A 17,096-nucleotide genomic window follows, 5' to 3' on the forward strand; every position below is an offset into this window, starting at 1 on the left:
CACGCCCGCCGCGGGTGCGCGGCCGAGGAAACCGGCCGTGAACGCGCCGCCGAGCGCCGTCATCGCTACGACCGCCCCCAGGGGATTGCCGGGCAGCGCGAGCACCGCCGCGCGCTCCGCGGCCGCGAGCAGGGTCGGGTGACCGGGCTGCATGTCGAGCTGGTCCACGAGCAGCCGCGTGCGCCGTTCGAGGAGCGGCCGGACCAGATCGGCCCGCGATCGCGAGGTGCCGCCCGTGGTGACCACGAGGTCGTGCTCGGCACCCAGCTCCCGCAGGGCCGTCTCGAGGGCCGCGGCGTCGTCGGGCGCGCGACGGATCTCCCCCACCTCCCCGCCCAGGCCGCGCACCACGTGCGGCAGGGACATGCTGAAGGCGTCCCGCACGCGGCCCGGGCCGGGAACGCCGTGACTCAGGACCTCGGAGCCGGTGAGCAGCAGGGCCACGCGCGGAGCGCCGCGCAGGGGCAGAGCGTCCAGCCCGGCCACCGCGGCGAAGGCGGCGTGCGCGGGGGAGAGCACGGTGCCCGCGGTGAGGATCGTCTCGCCCTCCGCGCACTCCGTTCCGGCCGGGCGCACGTGACGGCCCGCGAGCTCGGAGCGCGGGGCGTCGTCGGCGAGCGCCACGAGCTCCCCGTCACTCCGCGCGTACTCCTCGCGCACCACGGTGGTGGCGCCCTCGGGGATCACGCCCCCGGTGACGACGACGACGGCGGTCCCCGGCTCCAGCGCCCCGGCGGACGCGGCGCTCGGCAGGGGTGCGGACCCCTCCGTCTCATGGGCGGCGCGGTCCCCGACCAGGCGCCAGGGGCCCTCGCCGTTCACGGCGTAGCCGTCCATCGCGCTGGAGGCGTAGTGCGGCACGGCGCACACGGCCTGGACGTCGCGGGCGAGGACCCGCCCCGGGGCCTGGTCGAGCGGAAGGTCCCGGCAGACCGCCTCACCACGGGACGTGGCAAGGGCCGCCCCCGTGCGGTGCGCGTGGGCCGTGGCGGCCTCCCGGGAGGCGTGGTGCAGGGTGTGGAGCTCCTGCGCCCACGGGGGATTCGGCGGAGGTGTCATCGGGGGCTCTCTTCTCGGGGGACTGTCGGCGGGCCCGTTCTCATCCCCCCGCGAAGGGTGGCAGCACGTCCACGGTGGCACCGGGGGAGACCGGGGCCTGGGGATCGCGGGCGGCCACCGAGTCCACGAGCCACGAGCAGCGCGGCAGCACCTGCGCGAGCGCGGGCTCCCCGGCGGGCGGGACGGGGTGCAGGGACACGAGCAGCTGCTGCAGCTCGTCCCGGGTGACGGCGGTGTGCGAGGCCACGTGCTCCTCGGGAACCCCGGCGGCGGCTGCGGCGGCGGCGAAGTAGCGGACCAGCACGGCTCAGCCCCCGATCGCGCTCATGCTGCGGTCCGGCTGCACGTAGTCCCCGGAGTCCAGACCGGTGTGGTCCATGCCGTGGGCGCGCGGCTTGACCCACATGGCCTCGCGCCAGCGCTGGGCCACGGCGTCGTCGGACGCGCCCTCGCGCAGCAGGTGCATGAGGTCGGTCTCGTGGTGGGAGAACAGGCACGAGCGCACGTGGCCCTCGGCGGTGATGCGCGTGCGGGTGCAGTCCTCGCAGAACGGCTCGGTGACCGAGGCGATGATCCCCACCGTCCCCAGCACGGGCCCGCCCCCGAGCGCCCGCACGAGGTACTTCTCCGCCGGGGCGCCGGCGCGGGGCGCGGTGTCCTCGGAGAGGTCGAACTGCGTGGCGAGACGCTCCCGGATCTCGGCGGCGGTCACCATGTCCGTGCGCGTCCACCCGTGGTCCGCGTCCAGGGGCATCTGCTCGATGAACCGCAGGTCGCACGAGTTCTCGAGCGCCCAGCGCAGCAGCTCGGGTGCCTCGTGGTCGTTGATGCCGCGCATCAGCACGGCGTTGAGCTTCACGGGGCTCATCCCCGCCTGCTGCGCCCCGGCCACACCGGCCAGGGCCTCGGTGAGCTTTCCCCGGCGCGCCAGAGTCCGGTAGGTCTCCGCGCACAGGGTGTCGAGGGAGACGTTCACGCGGGTCATCCCGGCGTCCACGAGGCCCTGCGCGCGAGCGGCCAGCCCGATGCCGTTGCTGGTCATGGAGATGGGCAGTCCCGGCAGGCGTTCGTGCAGCGCGCCCACGAGCTCCTCGAGGTCCGGGCGGATGAGGGGCTCACCACCGGTGAGGCGGATCTCGCGGACCCCGAACTCGCGCACGGCGATGGCCGCGAGACGCACCACCTCCGAGGCGCTGAGCAACGACTCCCGCGGCAGCCACTGCATCCCCTCGGCGGGCATGCAGTACGTGCAGCGCAGGTTGCACTTGTCGGTGAGGGAGATCCGCAGGTCCGTGGCGGTGCGCCCGAAGCGGTCCGTCAGCGGACCCTGCGTGGGCACCCCGCGCGTGGGAAGGACCTGGGGACTGCCGAGGAAGACGGACATGCTCCCAGTGTAGGAGGGCTGTCCAACGGGTCGGCCGGGCCCGGGCGGTGTGGGCGGAGGCGGCCGTGCGGTGGGTGGCTACCCTGGAGGCATGGCCCGCAGCATCGAATCCCACCAGCGCGCCCTGCGCGCTCTGCTCGCCCGGACGCACGGCCCGGGCGACGACGCCGTGGCGCTGCCGCTCGCGCAGGCGGCCGGCCGGGTGCTCGCCGAGGACCTCCTGGCGCCCCTGGACCTGCCCCCGCACACGAACTCCCAGATGGACGGCTTCGCCGTGCGGGTCGCGGACCTCGCCGCCACGCCTGAGAGCGGGACGGCACCTGGGGACGGGACCGAGCCCGGTGCTGGGACCGCGCGCGGGAACGGCACCGCGGCCGGGTCTGGGATCGAGGGCGGCGGCTCCGTGACCCTGCCCGTCCACGGCACGCGGGCCGCCGGCGCGGGGCCCGTGCACCACGAACCGGGCACGGCGACCGCGGTGATGACGGGTGCCGTGATTCCCGAGGGCGCGGACGCGGTGCTCCCCGTGGAGAGGGTGGACCCGCCGCGGTTCGACACCCCCACCATCACGGTTCCGGCCGGGCTGGCGGACACCACGGCCGAGGGGACCTTCGTGCGCCCGGTGGGCAGCGACGTCGCCCGGGGAGCCGTGGCGCTGCCCGCGGGCACCCGGCTCGGCGTGGCCGCGATCGGAGCGTGCGCCGCCCTGGGGCTCGTCGCGGACGCCACGGTGCTCGTGCGCCGCGGTCCGCGCGTGCTCGCGCTCAGCGGCGGGGACGAGGTGGTCCCCGCCGGCGCCGAGCTGAAACCGGGGACCCTCTACGACGCGAACGGTCCGCTGCTGGACGCGTGGCTGCGCGAGGCGGGCGCGGAGGACGTCGCGTGCCTGCGGGTCAGCGACGACCCCGCGCTGTTCGTGGAGCGCTTGGAGGAGGCCGTCCGCTCGTTGCGCCCGGACCTCGTGGTCACGAGCGGCGGCATCAGCGCCGGGGCCTTCGAGGTGGTGCGCCAGGGGCTCGAAGCACACGGCGAGGACGCGTGGTTCGGCCACGTGGCCGTGCAGCCGGGCGGTCCCCAGGGCCACGCCGTCTTCCGCGGGACTCCCGTGGTGTGCGTGCCGGGCAATCCCGTGAGCACGTGGGTCTCGTGCGAGGTCCTGCTGCGTGACGCGCTCGCGGCGGTCTGGGGCAGCTGCGAGGCACCGCGCTGGGGCACGGCGGTGCTCACCGAGGAAGTCCAGCCCCTCCCGGCGCGCACCCAGCTGCGGCGGGGCCGCGTGACGGGTCACGACGACGCCGGGTCGGCTCGCGTCGCCCTCGTGGGCGGGGCGTCCTCGCACCTGCTCACGGCCGCCGCGCGCGCGGACGTCCTGGTGCGCATCCCGCACGGGGAAGCGCCCCTGCCCGCCGGAGCCGCGGTGGCCGTGCTGCCCGTGGCGGGAGGCGTCCTCGCGCTGGGCGGTGCGGGCGAGCCGTGCGAGCCTGGCGGGGACACGACGAGACCACGCGCCCGGTGCGCGAGCCCCGGGCTGGACCACGACACCACGCGACGAGCAGACGAGAAGGACGAAGGAGACGACGAGTGAGCGAGAACGACCCCCAGCACGACCCCCGACACGACCCTCAGCACGGCACTGACCAGGCTCCCACGGAGGCAGAGCAGGAGAGTGGCGGGCAGCAGCGGCTGACCCACGTCCGCGAGGACGGCACGGCCCACATGGTGGACGTCACGGACAAGGGGGTGACGTCCCGGGAGGCCACGGCGCAGGCCGTGTTGGTGACCCGCCCGGACGTCGTCGACCTGCTGAGCACCGGGGAGCTGCCCAAGGGGGACGCCCTCGCGGTGGCGCGCGTCGCGGGAATCATGGCCGCGAAGCGCACCCCGGACCTCGTGCCCCTGTGCCACCCCCTGCCGCTGAGCAGGGTGAGCGTGGACCTCACGCCGGGCGGGGACCGCGTGATCATCGAGGCGACCGTGCGGACCCGCGGGGTGACCGGTGTGGAGATGGAGGCGCTGACCGCCGCGAGCGTTGCGGCGCTGACGCTGTACGACATGATCAAGGCGGTGGACAAGGCGGCCACGATCACCGACACCCGGGTGCTCGCCAAGTCCGGCGGCAAGAGCGGCGACTGGAGCAGGCAGTGAGCGAGCAGGCACGAGCACACGTGGGCAGCGAGCGCCCTCCCCACCGGCACGAGGACGGCGACTTCCACCTCCAGGGGCGGCGGGCCGTGGTGCTCATCGTCTCCACGTCCGCCGCGGCGGGGACCGCGCAGGACCGCTGCGGGCCGCTGCTGGCCGCGTGGCTCGAACGCCGCGGCGTCGACGTCGCGGTGCGGGTGCTCCCGGACGGTCCCGACGTCCTCGCGACCCTGCGCGAGCTCACCGCGGACTCGGCCAGCGCGGACGCGTCGCGCTTCGTCATCACCTCCGGCGGCACGGGCTTGAACCTGGACGACGTCACCCCGGAGGCGACCGCCCGGGTGGTGGAGCGGGAGACCCCGGGGATCATGCACGCGCTGTGGAGCAAGGGGCTCGAGAAGACCCCCACCGCCGTGATGAGCCGCGGCGTGGCCGGCACGGTGGGCCAGACGTTCGTGGTCAACCTCCCGGGCTCGCGCGGCGGCGTCAAGGACGGCATGGCCGTGCTGGACCCGCTGCTGGACCACATCAGCGCCCAGCTCGAGGACGTCCACGGTCACGGAGAGGACCGCCGCGTGGCGCAGTCCGCGGACGAGATCGTCCCCGCCGGGCAGGCCTCGGAAGCGGCGGGTGATGGAGCGGCCAGCGACCGCGCCCCCTCCCCCCGTACGGCGTCCCCCGGGCCCGCTGCACTGAGCACGGGCGTCACCAGCGCAGCCGCAACCGGCACCCCGGCAGCCGGACGGGCAACGACGGCGGGCGTCGTCGTGCTCTCGGCATTGACGGCGGACCCGCTCGACGCGGAGGAGGCCCAGCGCGCCGTCGCCGATCCGGCCTGCGGCGCCGTGGTCGGCTTCAGCGGCGTGATCAGGGACCACGACGGCGGGCGCACGGGCGTCACGGGCCTGGAGTACACGGCGCACCCCACGGCGCAGGAGGTGCTGCGCGACGTCGTCGCCCTGGCCGCCGCGGCGCACCCCGGCACGCGCGTGTGGGCCGCCCACAGGATCGGCGCGCTCGCCGTAGGGGACAGCGCCCTGGAGGTGGCCGTGGCCGCCGCGCACCGTCGGGAGGCCTTCGAGGCATGCGCGGACGTGGTGGACCGGATCAAGGAGTCGGTTCCCATCTGGAAGCGCGAGAGATTCCAAGACGGCGCCCACGCATGGGTGGGTCTGGACGACTGATGGCTGCCCGGACCATCGTGCCCGCCCGGGTCCGCACGTTCGACGCCCACGGCGAGGTCGCCGCCGGACCGGACCGGCTCGCGGGGGAGGAGCCCCTGGAGGTCCGGCTGAACGGTAAACAGTTCACCGTGACCATGCGCACCCCCGGGGACGACTTCGAGCTCGTCACCGGGCTGCTGCTGAGCGAGGCCGTCATCACGCGGATCTCCCACGTGGTGAAGATGGACTACCGCTCAGGCGTGGACCAGGACGGGCACCGCACCTACAACGTGGTGGACGTCCGCCTCGCCCCGGATGCCCCCGGCACGCAGCGGGGGGAGCAGCGGCAGGTCTTCACATCCTCCTCGTGCGGAGTCTGCGGGACGCCCTCGCTGGACAGCGTGCTCAAACCCTCCGCGCACCCCGTGGCCCCGTCGCTCCCTCTCGTGGCGGCCGCGCGGATCGTGGCGCTGCCGGACGAGCTGCGGGAGCACCAGCGGGTCTTCGACGCAACCGGCGGGGTGCACGCCGCGGCTCTCTTCCCCGCGGCCGGGGGCGAACCGCTCGTGGTGCGCGAGGACGTGGGGCGGCACAACGCGGTGGACAAGGTGATCGGCTGGGCGGTGCAGCGCGAGCTGCTGCCGCTGGGGGACACGGTGCTGCAGGTTTCCGCGCGGGGCTCCTTCGAGCTCGTGAGCAAGGCGGCCATGGCCGGGATCCCCGTGCTCTCGGCCGTCAGCGCGCCCTCGGCGCTCGCGGTGGAGCACGGCCGGCAGCGGGGGGTGACGGTCGTGGGGTTCAACCGCCGCGGCACGTGCAACGTCTACACCCACCCGGAGCGGATCACCGGGGACTGACCCCGCCGCGTCGTCGCTCCCGTCCGCCGGGCATTTGGTCCGCTCCGCGTGCCTGGGGTACTGTGAAACCACCAAAGACCGCCGGTCACCATGCGCGCCTCGGTGCGCGTGGTCGAAGAGGTTCCCGGAGACGGGATCCGTCCAGCGCAGGTGAACCAGCACGAATCCTTCATCCGGACCCACCATGCTCACGCGTGGACGGTCGGACGTGGTCGAGCCCCGGGCATCTGCGCGGGGCTTTTGTCGTGCCACCCCTCGGGGCGCGCGGAGCCGGCATCCACATGTAAGGAAGGAGCACCATGGCGAATCCTGAAAAGGCTGCCGCGGTTGCAGAGTTGAAGACGCTGTTCTCCAACTCGCACGCTGCTGTCCTGACGGAGTACCGCGGGCTCACCGTGGCTCAGCTGAAGACGCTGCGTCGCTCTCTCGGTGAGAACGCCGAATACGCCGTGGTGAAGAACACGCTCACCGCCATCGCGGCGCGCGAATCCGGGATCGACGCGTTCGAGGGCCAGCTCATCGGCCCCTCGGCCATCGCGTTCGTCTCCGGTGACGCCGTCGAGGCAGCCAAGAGCCTGCGTGACTTCGCCAAGGACAACCCCCAGCTGGTCGTCAAGGGCGGTTACCTGGACGGCGTCGCGATGGACGAGACCGAGATCGAGAAGCTCGCGGACCTCGAGTCCCGCGAGGTCCTGCTCGCCAAGGTCGCCGGTGCCGCCAAGGCATCACTGTCCAAGGCTGCCGCGCTGTTCCAGGCCCCGCTGTCCAAGACCGTCCGCACCGCGGACGCGCTGCGGGCCAAGCTGGACGAACAGGGCGCGAACGCCGCCTGATTCCCTCGGGGATCCACCGGGCCCCGGGTTCACCCCCGGGAAAGCGCCCGTGTTCTTCTCACCACGCACACCTCGCCGGGGCCACCAGCGCCGGCACCACGTACAAGTAAGGAGCCAATACCATGGCTAAGCTGACCACCGAAGAACTCATCGAGGCCTTCAAGGAACTGTCCCTCATCGAGCTCTCCGAGTTCGTGAAGGCGTTCGAGGAGACCTTCGACGTCACCGCTGCCGCCCCCGTGGCCGTGGCCGGTGCCGCTCCCGCCGCCGGTGACGCCGGTGCCGCCGAGGAGGAGAAGACCGAGTTCGACGTCATCCTCGAGTCCGCCGGTGACAAGAAGATCCAGGTCATCAAGGAGGTCCGCGGGCTGACCTCGCTGGGCCTGAAGGAAGCCAAGGACCTCGTGGACTCCGCTCCCAAGGCCGTGCTGGAAGGCGCCACCAAGGAAGCCGCTGACAAGGCCAAGGAGTCCCTCGAGGGCGCCGGCGCCACCGTCACCGTCAAGTGATTCCCGGCGCCCCAGGCGCCACCCGCGCAGCGTGAGCGTCCTCGGACGCCACCTCGCACCACTCCAGAACCCCGCACCGCACGGTGCGGGGTTCTGTCGTGCCCGGGGGCGCCCGTCGCGGTGGCGCCCGTCCTCGGTGCGATGTGCGAAACTGGCCCTGACCATCTGGCCGCCACGGTGCGGCGGGAGAGCATGGCGGGTCGGGGGCTGGGAGGTCCGCGGCGGCGCCATCGCCGAAGGAGCAAACCCTCCCCGGGAACCTCTCAGGCACCCGTACCGCCGCCCCAGGCCACTCTGGAGAGTCCATGACCCGCGTGGTCTCGGACGCCGTCGGGGCAGGTCGGCGCGCGTGCAGCACCGCGCGTCGGCGAAAACTCTCAGGTTGTGGAACAGAGCGGGGAGGACACGCAGGGCCACCGTGCCCACGAGAAGCCCAGGAGACCTCGCATGTCCTTCCTGTCACGCCACATCGGTCCGGACGCCGATGACCTCGCCACCATGCTCCGCACCGTGGGCGCGGACGACCTCGACCAGCTGATCGACCGCGCGGTGCCGGAGAGCATCCGCTTCCGGGACACGCTGGACCTTCCGGAGCCCCTCGACGAGCCGGAGGCCCTGGCCGCCCTGCGCCGGGTCGCCGCGCGCAACACCGTGATGCGCCAGCTGATCGGACAGGGCTACCACGAGACGGTCACGCCCGCCGCGATCCGCCGCAACATCCTGGAGAACCCGGGCTTCTACACCTCCTACACCCCGTACCAGCCGGAGATCTCCCAGGGCCGCCTGGAGCTGCTGCTCACGTTCCAGAACGCGGTGATCGACCTCACCGGCATGGACGTGGCCAACGCCTCCCTGCTGGACGAGTCCTCGGCCGTGGCCGAGGCGGTGCTCATGATGCGCCGCGCCAACCGCCGCTCCAGGAGCACACGAGTGCTCGTGGACTCCCGTTCCCTGCCGCAGACCCTGGCCGTCCTCACGGGCCGCACCCGGGCCGCGGGGATCGAGCTGGTCACGGCGGACCTGGGTGATCCCCAGGAGATCGCCCGTGCGCTGGCGGACGGCGAGTACTTCGGTGTGGTCGTCGCGCAGATCGGCGCGGACGGGGCCGTCCTGGATCCCACCGCGGTCGTCGACGCTGCCCACGAGGCCGGCGCCCTCGTCACCGTGAGCACAGACCTGCTGGCCCTGACCATGCTGCGCAGCCCGGGGGAGACCGGAGCGGACATCGCCGTCGGCTCCGCCCAGCGCTTCGGCGTGCCACTGTTCTTCGGCGGTCCCCACGCGGCGTTCATGGCGTCCCGCAAGGGCACCGAGCGGTCGCTGCCCGGTCGCATCGTGGGCGTGTCGACTGACTCCTCGGGCGCCCCGGCTTACCGCCTCGCTCTGCAGACCCGCGAGCAGCACATCCGACGCGAGAAGGCCACCTCCAACATCTGCACCGCCCAGGCGCTGCTGGCCATCGTGGCCGCCGCGTACGCAGTGCACCACGGCCCGGACGCCCTGCGCGCCCTCGCGCTGCGGCTGCACGGCCTCGCCGCGAGCCTGGCTGCCGGGCTGCGGGCGCGGGGGATCGACGTCGTCCACGACCGCTTCTTCGACACCGTCACCTTCTCGGTACCCGGGCGCGCGGACGGCGTGGTCGCCGCCGCCGCGGACCGCGGGATCAACCTGCGCCGCGTGGACCAGGACACCGTGGGTGCGAGCTTCGGCGAGCCCCACACCGAGCGCGACGTCGAGGACGTCCTGACCGCGGTCTCCGAGGCCTGCGGCGCGGCCGACGCCGCCGCGACCGAGGACGTCTCGACCTACGACCTTCCGGCCAAGTGGCTGCGCACGGACGAGTACATGACCCACCCGGTGTTCCACACGCACCGCTCCGAGACCTCACTGATGCGCTGGCTGCGCGAGCTCTCGGACAAGGACCTGGCCCTGGACCGCACCATGATCCCGCTGGGCTCGTGCACCATGAAGCTCAATGCCGCCGCGGAGATGGAGCCCATCTCGTGGCCCGAGTTCGCGAGCATCCACCCGCTCGCCCCCGAGGACCAGACCAGGGGCTGGAGCGAGCTGATCGACCAGCTGCAGTCCTGGCTCGCGGAGATCACCGGCTACGCGGCGGTCTCCGTGCAGCCGAACGCCGGCTCCCAGGGCGAGCTTGCGGGGCTGCTCGCCATCCGCCGCTACCAGGTGGACCGCGGCGAGCACCAGCGCAAGACCATCCTGATCCCGTCCTCCGCGCACGGCACGAACGCGGCCTCTGCGGTGCTCGCAGACCTGAAGGTCGTGGTGGTGGCCACGGCGGCGGACGGCACGATCGACCAGGGGGACCTCGCGGCCAAGATCGAGTCCGTGGGGGACGAGCTCGCGGGCATCATGGTCACCTACCCCTCCACCCACGGCGTGTACGACACGGACATCACGCAGGTGTGCGCGGCGGTGCACGACGCCGGCGGTCAGGTCTACGTGGACGGCGCCAACCTGAACGCGCTGATGGGCCTCGCGCGCCCCGGGCGCTTCGGCGGGGACGTCTCCCATCTGAACCTGCACAAGACGTTCTGCATCCCCCACGGCGGCGGCGGACCCGGAGTGGGCCCCGTGGCCGTGGCCGAGCACCTGGTGCCCTATCTCCCCGGCAACCCGGCGGACGCGGACCTGGACGAGCGCGGTGCCGGCTTCCCCGTGGCCGAGGCACCCCACGGTTCGGCGGGCGTGCTGCCCATCACCTGGATGTACATCGCCATGACCGGGGCGCAGGGGCTCACCGAGTCCTCGCGCACCGCCGTGCTGGGCGCCAACTACATCTCACGGCAGCTCTCGGACGTCTTCCCCACCCTCTACACCGGGGACGGCGGGTTCGTGGCCCACGAGTGCATCCTGGACCTGCGTCCCATGACCAAGGCCTCGGGCGTCACCGCCGAGGACGTCTGCAAGCGGCTCGTCGACTTCGGCTTCCACGCCCCCACCCTGGCGTTCCCGGTGGCGGGCACGCTCATGGTGGAGCCCACCGAGTCGGAGGGCCTCGCGGAGCTGGACCGTTTCATCACGGCCATGCGCACCATCCACGCGGAGATGCAGCAGATCGCGGACGGGGAGATCGCCCTCGAGGACTCCGCAGTCCGCCACGCCCCGCACACCGCTCAGGTGCTCACGGCGGACGAGTGGGAGCGCGCCTACCCGCGCTCGCAGGCCGCCTACCCGGTCCCGTCCCTGCGCCGGGTCAAGTACTGGCCTCCGGTGGGCCGCGTGGACAACGCCGCCGGTGACCGCAACCTCGTGTGCGAGTGCCCGCCCATCGAGGCCTTCGACGCCGCCTACAGCGCGGCAGCGGAACAGGAGAAGTGATGAGCGAGCGGCACACCGCACTGCATGAGGCCCACGAGGAGCTGGGGGCCAGGTTCACCGACTTCGGCGGCTGGTCGATGCCCGTGCGCTACGCGAGCGACACCGCCGAGCACCACGCCGTGCGCCGCGGGGCCGGGATCTTCGACCTCTCCCACATGGGGGAGGTGGAGGTCACCGGTCCCCAGACGGGGGAGTTCCTGGACCACGCGCTCGTGGGGGTGCTCTCGGGCATCGGGACCGGCCGGGCCAAGTACTCCCTGATCGTGGACGAGCAGGGCAGGATCCTGGACGACCTGATCACCTACCGGCTGGGGGAGGAGCGGTACCTCGTGGTGCCGAACGCCGGGAACCAGGAGGCCGTGGTGCGGGCTCTGCAGGAGCGCGCCGAGGGATTCGACGTCGTCGTCACTGACCGCGGTCCAGGGACCTCGCTGATCGCGGTCCAGGGCCCGCGCGCCCTGGAGGTGCTCGAGGCCACCGAGCTGACCCCCGCACAGGACGTCGCTGCGCTGAAGTACTACGCGTGCGTCCCGGCCGAGTGCGCGGGGGTTCCTGCGCTCGCCGCCCGTACCGGGTACACCGGTGAGGACGGCTTCGAGCTCTACTGCGACAACGAGCACGCCCCGCAGCTGTGGAGCGCGCTGCTGGCCACCGCGGAGCGGCTGGGCACCGAGGACGCCCCCATCGGTCCCGCGGGTCTCGCCGCGCGGGACTCCCTGCGGCTCGAGGCGGGGATGCCCCTCTACGGCCACGAGCTCTCCACGGAGATCTCCCCGGTGGAGGCCGGGCTCGGCAAGCTCGTGGAGGTTGCTCTGCGGAAGAAGGGCGAGGCGGGCACCGTCACGGTGGGCGGGGACGCGCTCACCGCCATGCTCGAGACCACACCTCAGCGCACCCTGATTGGGCTGCAGGGCCTAGGACGCAAGCCCGTGCGCGCCGGCTACACCGTGGTGGTGGGGGAGCGCACCGTGGGCGAGGTCACCAGCGGACTGCCTTCGCCTACCCTCGGCAGGCCGGTGGCCATGGCGCTGGTTGCCACCGACGCGCTCGAGGAGATTGCGGCCGGAACAGTGGGCGTCGTGGACGTCCGCGGCCGGGCGGTGGACGTGCAGCAGACCCCGCTGCCGTTCTACAAGCGGGGCTGAGCGCAGGGAACGGACCCCCAGGGGTGTGCCAGGAGCGGGTCTGCCGGGAGTAGCCTTCCTGTAGACCCGCTGTCACGTGCCGGCCCGTCCGGGGCTGGCCTGCGGGCCGCGGAGAACATCCGTGCGTCGTCGCGGACGCAGGGAGAAGGAGAACGCCGTGTTCGTACGAGACGTCGCCCCAGGGATCCACATGATCCAGAACCACCACGTCAACTGCTACCTGCTGGAGGACTCCAGCGGTCTGACACTCGTGGACGCGGGGCTGCCGCGCGTCTGGAACGAGCTCGGCCACGCGGTGCGCGAGCTCGGGCGCTCACCGCAGCAGATCAGGGCCCTCGTCCTCACCCATGCGCACTTCGACCACGTGGGTGTCGCCGCCAGACTCGTGGAGCGGCTCGGCGTCCCCGTGTTCGCCCACCAGAGGGAGCGCCACCTCGCGGCGCACCCCTACAGCTACGCGCACGAGAGCCCCACGGCTCTGTACCCACTGAGGCACCCCCGGGCCATTCCGGTGCTGGTGTCGATGCTCGCCGGGGGAGCAGCGGGTGTGAAGGGAGTGACCGTCACCCGGTCCCTCGCCGTGGGCCAGACGGTTCCCGTTCCAGGCAGTCCACGGGTCGTCCTCACCGCGGGCCACACCTACGGGCACTGCGCCCTGCACGTCCCCGATGCGGACGCCGTGCTCTCCGGGGACGCGCTGGTGACCCTCGACCCCTACACCGGGCTCACCGGGCCCCGGGTCGTGGCTGGCGCGGCCACCGCAGATGCGCAGATGGCTCTCACGTCCCTGGACGCGATCGCGGCCACCCGGGCCACGGTCGTGCTGCCCGGACACGGCGACCCCTGGCGCCTCGGGGCGCAGCGCGCGGCGTACCAGGCCCGCGCCAACGGCGTCGCCTGAGCGGCGGCCGGGCATCTTACGGCCCGGGCGGGCATTCGTCCAGCACGGGTGTGGACAACACGCCGGGAGTGCCCTAGGCTAGTACTTTGCGTTGTCCCTTATGCATGCGTGCCTTCATATAGCGGTGGGCGCCGCAGGGGCGGTTGTCGACAGTCCTCGTCACCGGCCCCTTTTTCTCTCCCCGGGAACCTCGCGTATTCACTGCATGTCTGTGGAAGGATCACATCTTGGTCGCCTCGAGCACCGATACGAACGTCTCCGCCAACCACCCCACGAGCGACAACATTCCTCGCCGGGTCTCCTTCGCGAAGATCCACGAGCCACTGGACGTCCCCAACCTGCTCGCGCTGCAGACCGACAGCTTCGACCGCCTGGTGGGCAACGAGCGCTGGCAGGCCCGCGTGGTCGAGGCCCAGGAAACCGGTGACACCAGCGTGTCCACCACGTCCGGGCTCTCGGACATCTTCGAGGAGATCTCCCCGATCGAGGACTTCCAGGGCACCATGTCCCTCTCGTTCTCGGAGCCGGAGTTCTACGACCCGAAGTACACCACGGACGAGTGCAAGGACCGTGACGCCACCTACTCGGCGCCGCTGTACGTCAAGGCCGAGTTCATGAACAACAACACGGGCGAGATCAAGCAGCAGACCGTGTTCATGGGGGACTTCCCGCTCATGACCGACAAGGGCACGTTCGTGATCAACGGGTCCGAACGCGTCGTCGTCTCCCAGCTGGTCCGTTCCCCCGGTGCCTACTTCGAGAAGGGCCAGGACCGCACGTCCGACAAGGACATCTACTCCGCCAAGATCATCCCCTCCCGCGGGGCGTGGTTCGAGCTCGAGATCGACAAGCGCGACCAGGTGGGCGTGCGTCTGGACCGCAAGCGCAAGCAGTCCGTGACCGTGCTGCTCAAGGCGCTGGGCTGGACCGAGGCCAAGATCCTCGAGGAGTTCGGCGAGTTCGACTCGATCCGCGCGACCCTCGAGAAGGACGCCACCGAGACCCGCGAGGAGGCGCTGCTCGACATCTACCGCAAGCTGCGTCCGGGGGAGCCGCCCACGGTTGACGCCGCCCAGTCCCTGCTGGACAACATGTACTTCAACCCGAAGCGCTACGACCTCGCCAAGGTGGGCCGCTACAAGCTCAACCGCAAGCTCGGTCTCGACAAGCCCTTCACGGACGCGGACGCCTCCGTGCTGTCCCTCGACGACATCGTCGCCATGATCCGCTACCTCGTGACCCTGCACGACGGCCGCTCCACCATGCCCGGAACGCGCGACGGCGAGGCCCGCGAGATCCATGTGGACGTCGACGACATCGACCACTTCGGCAACCGCCGTATCCGCGCCGTGGGCGAGCTGATCGAGAACCAGATCCGCACCGGGCTCTCCCGCATGGAGCGAGTGGTGCGCGAGCGCATGACCACGCAGGACGTCGAGGCGATCACCCCGCAGACCCTGATCAACATCCGCCCCGTGGTGGCCGCGATCAAGGAGTTCTTCGGGACCTCCCAGCTCTCGCAGTTCATGGACCAGAACAACCCGCTCGCGGGTCTGACCCACAAGCGCCGCCTGTCCGCGCTGGGCCCCGGCGGGCTCTCGCGCGACCGCGCGGGCATGGAGGTCCGTGACGTCCACCCGTCGCACTACGGCCGCATGTGCCCGATCGAGACCCCTGAGGGCTCGAACATCGGTCTGATCGGCTCGCTCGCCACGTACGCGCGGATCAACCCGTTCGGGTTCATCGAGACCCCGTACCGCAAGGTCGTGGACGGCACCGTCACTGACGACGTCGTCTACCTCACTGCGGACGACGAGCGCGGGCTCACGATCGCGCAGGCCAACGCGCCGCTGACCGAGGACGGTCACTTCGCTGAGGACGCCGTGCTCTCGCGCGCCTCCGACGGCTCCGGTGAGGCCGTGCTGGTGGCCCCCGAGGACATCGAGTTCATGGACGTCTCCCCGCGCCAGATGGTGTCGGTGGCCACGGCCCTGATCCCGTACCTCGAGCACGACGACGCCAACCGTGCCCTCATGGGCGCTAACATGCAGCGCCAGGCCGTGCCGTTGCTCACGTCCGAGGCCCCGCTCGTGGGCACCGGCATGGAGCGCTACTCGGCGCTGGACGCCGGGGACTCGGTGCTCGCCACCAAGCCGGGCGTGGTCGAGGAGGTCTCCGCTGACCTCGTGACCGTGCTCAACGACGACGGCACCACCAAGCTCTACCCGATTAACAAGTTCGTGCGCTCGAACCCGGGCAACACGTACAACCAGCGCGTGATCGTCTCCGAGGGCCAGCGCGTGGAGCCCCGCACGGTCATCGCGGACGGTCCCTCGACCGACCACGGCGAGCTGGCACTGGGCAAGAACCTGCTGATCGCGTACATGTCCTGGGAGGGCCTCAACTACGAGGACGCCATCATCCTCTCCCAGCGCATGGTCTCCGAGGACGTCCTGACGTCCATCCACATCGAGGAGCACGAGATCGACGCCCGCGACACCAAGCTCGGTGCCGAGGAGATCACGCGTGACATCCCGAACGTGTCGGAGGAGGTGCTCTCCGCACTGGACGAGCGCGGCATCATCCACATCGGTGCCGAGGTCCAGGCCGGCGACATCCTCGTGGGCAAGGTGACCCCAAAGGGCGAGACGGAGCTGACCCCGGAGGAGCGGCTGCTGCGCGCGATCTTCGGCGAGAAGTCCCGCGAGGTCCGCGACACCTCCCTGAAGGTGCCCCACGGCGAGTCCGGCACGGTCATCGGCGTGCGCGTCTTCGACCGCGAGGACGAGGACGACGACCTCCCGGCCGGCGTCAACCAGGTGGTCCGCGTCTACGTGGCGCAGAAGCGCAAGATCACGGACGGCGACAAGCTCGCCGGACGCCACGGCAACAAGGGCGTCATCTCCAAGATTCTGCCCATCGAGGACATGCCGTTCATGGAGGACGGCACCCCGGTGGACGTCATCCTCAACCCGCTGGGTGTCCCCGGCCGCATGAACCTCGGCCAGGTGCTCGAGGTCCACACCGGCTGGCTCGCCAAGCAGGGCTGGAACATCGAGGCCGACCCCGAGTGGCTGAAGGGTCTGAGCAACTTCCCGAAGAGCACCGGCCCCACCAACGTGGCCACCCCGGTGTTCGACGGCGCCCGCGAGGACGAGATCTTCGACCTGCTGGACCACACCAACCCCACGCGTGACGGTCAGCGCCTGATCGGGCGCTCCGGCAAGGCGAAGCTGTACGACGGCCGCTCCGGCCAGCCGTTCCCGGACCCGGTGTCCGTGGGCTACCAGTACATCTTGAAGCTCCACCACCTCGTGGACGACAAGATCCACGCCCGCTCCACCGGTCCGTACTCCATGATCACCCAGCAGCCGCTGGGCGGTAAGGCGCAGTTCGGTGGTCAGCGCTTCGGTGAGATGGAGGTGTGGGCGCTCGAGGCGTACGGCGCCGCCTACACCCTGCAGGAGCTGCTCACCGTCAAGTCCGACGACGTCCACGGCCGCGTGAAGGTGTACGAGGCCATCGTCAAGGGCGAGAACATCCCCGAACCGGGTGTGCCCGAGTCCTTCAAGGTGCTCATCAAGGAGATGCAGTCGCTGTGCCTGAACGTGGAGGTCCTCTCCGCGGACGGCAACACCGTGGAAATGCGTGATTCCGAGGACGACAGCTTCCGGGCTGCCGACGAGCTCGGCATCGACCTCTCCCACTCCGAGCCCAGCTCGGTCGAAGAGGTCTGAGAACCCGCTCGTCCATAGCACAGC

13 protein-coding genes and 1 riboswitch are annotated in these 17,096 nt (G+C 71.6%); of the genes, 10 read left to right on the top strand and 3 right to left on the bottom strand.

All coding sequences use genetic code 11. The annotated features are described in order from the left end of the window. From D8M39_RS08585 to moaA, 3 genes are all read right to left on the bottom strand, one after another. Positions 1 to 1,059: molybdopterin-binding protein (locus tag D8M39_RS08585; protein ID WP_126874833.1), on the bottom strand; the 1,059-nt coding region annotated here is incomplete at its 3' end. Positions 1,060 to 1,099: 40 nt separating this feature from the next. Continuing rightward, the gene (locus D8M39_RS08590; protein ID WP_094394960.1) at positions 1,100 to 1,363 is read right to left on the bottom strand and encodes a MoaD/ThiS family protein; all 264 of its coding nucleotides are present in this window, start codon (positions 1,361 to 1,363) and stop codon (positions 1,100 to 1,102) included. A gap of 3 nt (positions 1,364 to 1,366) precedes the next feature. Further along, on the bottom strand, positions 1,367 to 2,443 hold the full coding sequence (gene moaA / locus D8M39_RS08595) for a GTP 3',8-cyclase MoaA (protein ID WP_055085299.1): 1,077 nt from the start codon (positions 2,441 to 2,443) through the stop codon (positions 1,367 to 1,369). A 91-nt stretch (positions 2,444 to 2,534) separates the two neighbouring features. Here moaA and glp point away from each other — a divergent pair, with 91 nt between their 5' ends. The 10 genes from glp (at position 2,535) to rpoB (ending at position 17,072) form a co-directional block, all read left to right on the top strand. Then, positions 2,535 to 4,028 (top strand): gephyrin-like molybdotransferase Glp, encoded by a 1,494-nt coding sequence (glp, locus tag D8M39_RS08600; protein ID WP_126874834.1) that lies wholly within the window; start codon positions 2,535 to 2,537, stop codon positions 4,026 to 4,028. Positions 4,029 to 4,126: 98 nt separating this feature from the next. Further along, entirely contained in the window at positions 4,127 to 4,588 is a 462-nt protein-coding gene (gene moaC, locus D8M39_RS08605) for a cyclic pyranopterin monophosphate synthase MoaC (protein ID WP_256385985.1), read from the top strand. Continuing rightward, on the top strand, positions 4,585 to 5,769 hold the full coding sequence (locus tag D8M39_RS08610; protein WP_094394954.1) for a molybdenum cofactor biosynthesis protein MoaE: 1,185 nt from the start codon (positions 4,585 to 4,587) through the stop codon (positions 5,767 to 5,769). Before moaC ends, D8M39_RS08610 begins: the two co-directional genes overlap by 4 nt. After that, on the top strand, positions 5,769 to 6,605 hold the full coding sequence (fdhD, locus tag D8M39_RS08615; protein WP_126874835.1) for a formate dehydrogenase accessory sulfurtransferase FdhD: 837 nt from the start codon (positions 5,769 to 5,771) through the stop codon (positions 6,603 to 6,605). Before D8M39_RS08610 ends, fdhD begins: the two co-directional genes overlap by 1 nt. 299 nt (positions 6,606 to 6,904) lie before the next feature. Next, complete coding sequence (gene rplJ, locus D8M39_RS08620; protein WP_094394950.1) at positions 6,905 to 7,438, top strand: 50S ribosomal protein L10; 534 nt, start codon at positions 6,905 to 6,907, stop codon at positions 7,436 to 7,438. A gap of 122 nt (positions 7,439 to 7,560) precedes the next feature. Then, complete coding sequence (gene rplL, locus D8M39_RS08625) at positions 7,561 to 7,947, top strand: 50S ribosomal protein L7/L12 (protein WP_068468040.1); 387 nt, start codon at positions 7,561 to 7,563, stop codon at positions 7,945 to 7,947. A gap of 173 nt (positions 7,948 to 8,120) precedes the next feature. After that, positions 8,121 to 8,236: riboswitch (glycine riboswitch) on the top strand. A 158-nt stretch (positions 8,237 to 8,394) separates the two neighbouring features. Further along, positions 8,395 to 11,289 (top strand): aminomethyl-transferring glycine dehydrogenase, encoded by a 2,895-nt coding sequence (gene gcvP, locus D8M39_RS08630; RefSeq protein ID WP_094394948.1) that lies wholly within the window; start codon positions 8,395 to 8,397, stop codon positions 11,287 to 11,289. Continuing rightward, positions 11,289 to 12,434: a glycine cleavage system aminomethyltransferase GcvT gene (gcvT, locus tag D8M39_RS08635; RefSeq protein WP_126874836.1), complete on the top strand. Its 1,146-nt coding sequence runs from the start codon at positions 11,289 to 11,291 to the stop codon at positions 12,432 to 12,434. The genes gcvP and gcvT overlap by 1 nt, the downstream gene beginning before the upstream one ends. Positions 12,435 to 12,591: 157 nt before the next feature. Beyond that, positions 12,592 to 13,335 (top strand): MBL fold metallo-hydrolase, encoded by a 744-nt coding sequence (locus D8M39_RS08640; RefSeq protein ID WP_094394944.1) that lies wholly within the window; start codon positions 12,592 to 12,594, stop codon positions 13,333 to 13,335. Between the two features lie 227 nt (positions 13,336 to 13,562). Continuing rightward, positions 13,563 to 17,072 carry a DNA-directed RNA polymerase subunit beta gene (gene rpoB / locus D8M39_RS08645; RefSeq protein WP_126874837.1) on the top strand — a complete coding sequence of 1,170 codons (3,510 nt, stop codon included), beginning with the start codon at positions 13,563 to 13,565 and terminating at the stop codon, positions 17,070 to 17,072. Positions 17,073 to 17,096 lie beyond the last annotated feature (24 nt).

The sequence above is a fragment of the Kocuria sp. HSID17590 genome (genome assembly GCF_003989485.1).
Lineage (GTDB): Bacteria > Actinomycetota > Actinomycetes > Actinomycetales > Micrococcaceae > Kocuria > Kocuria salsicia.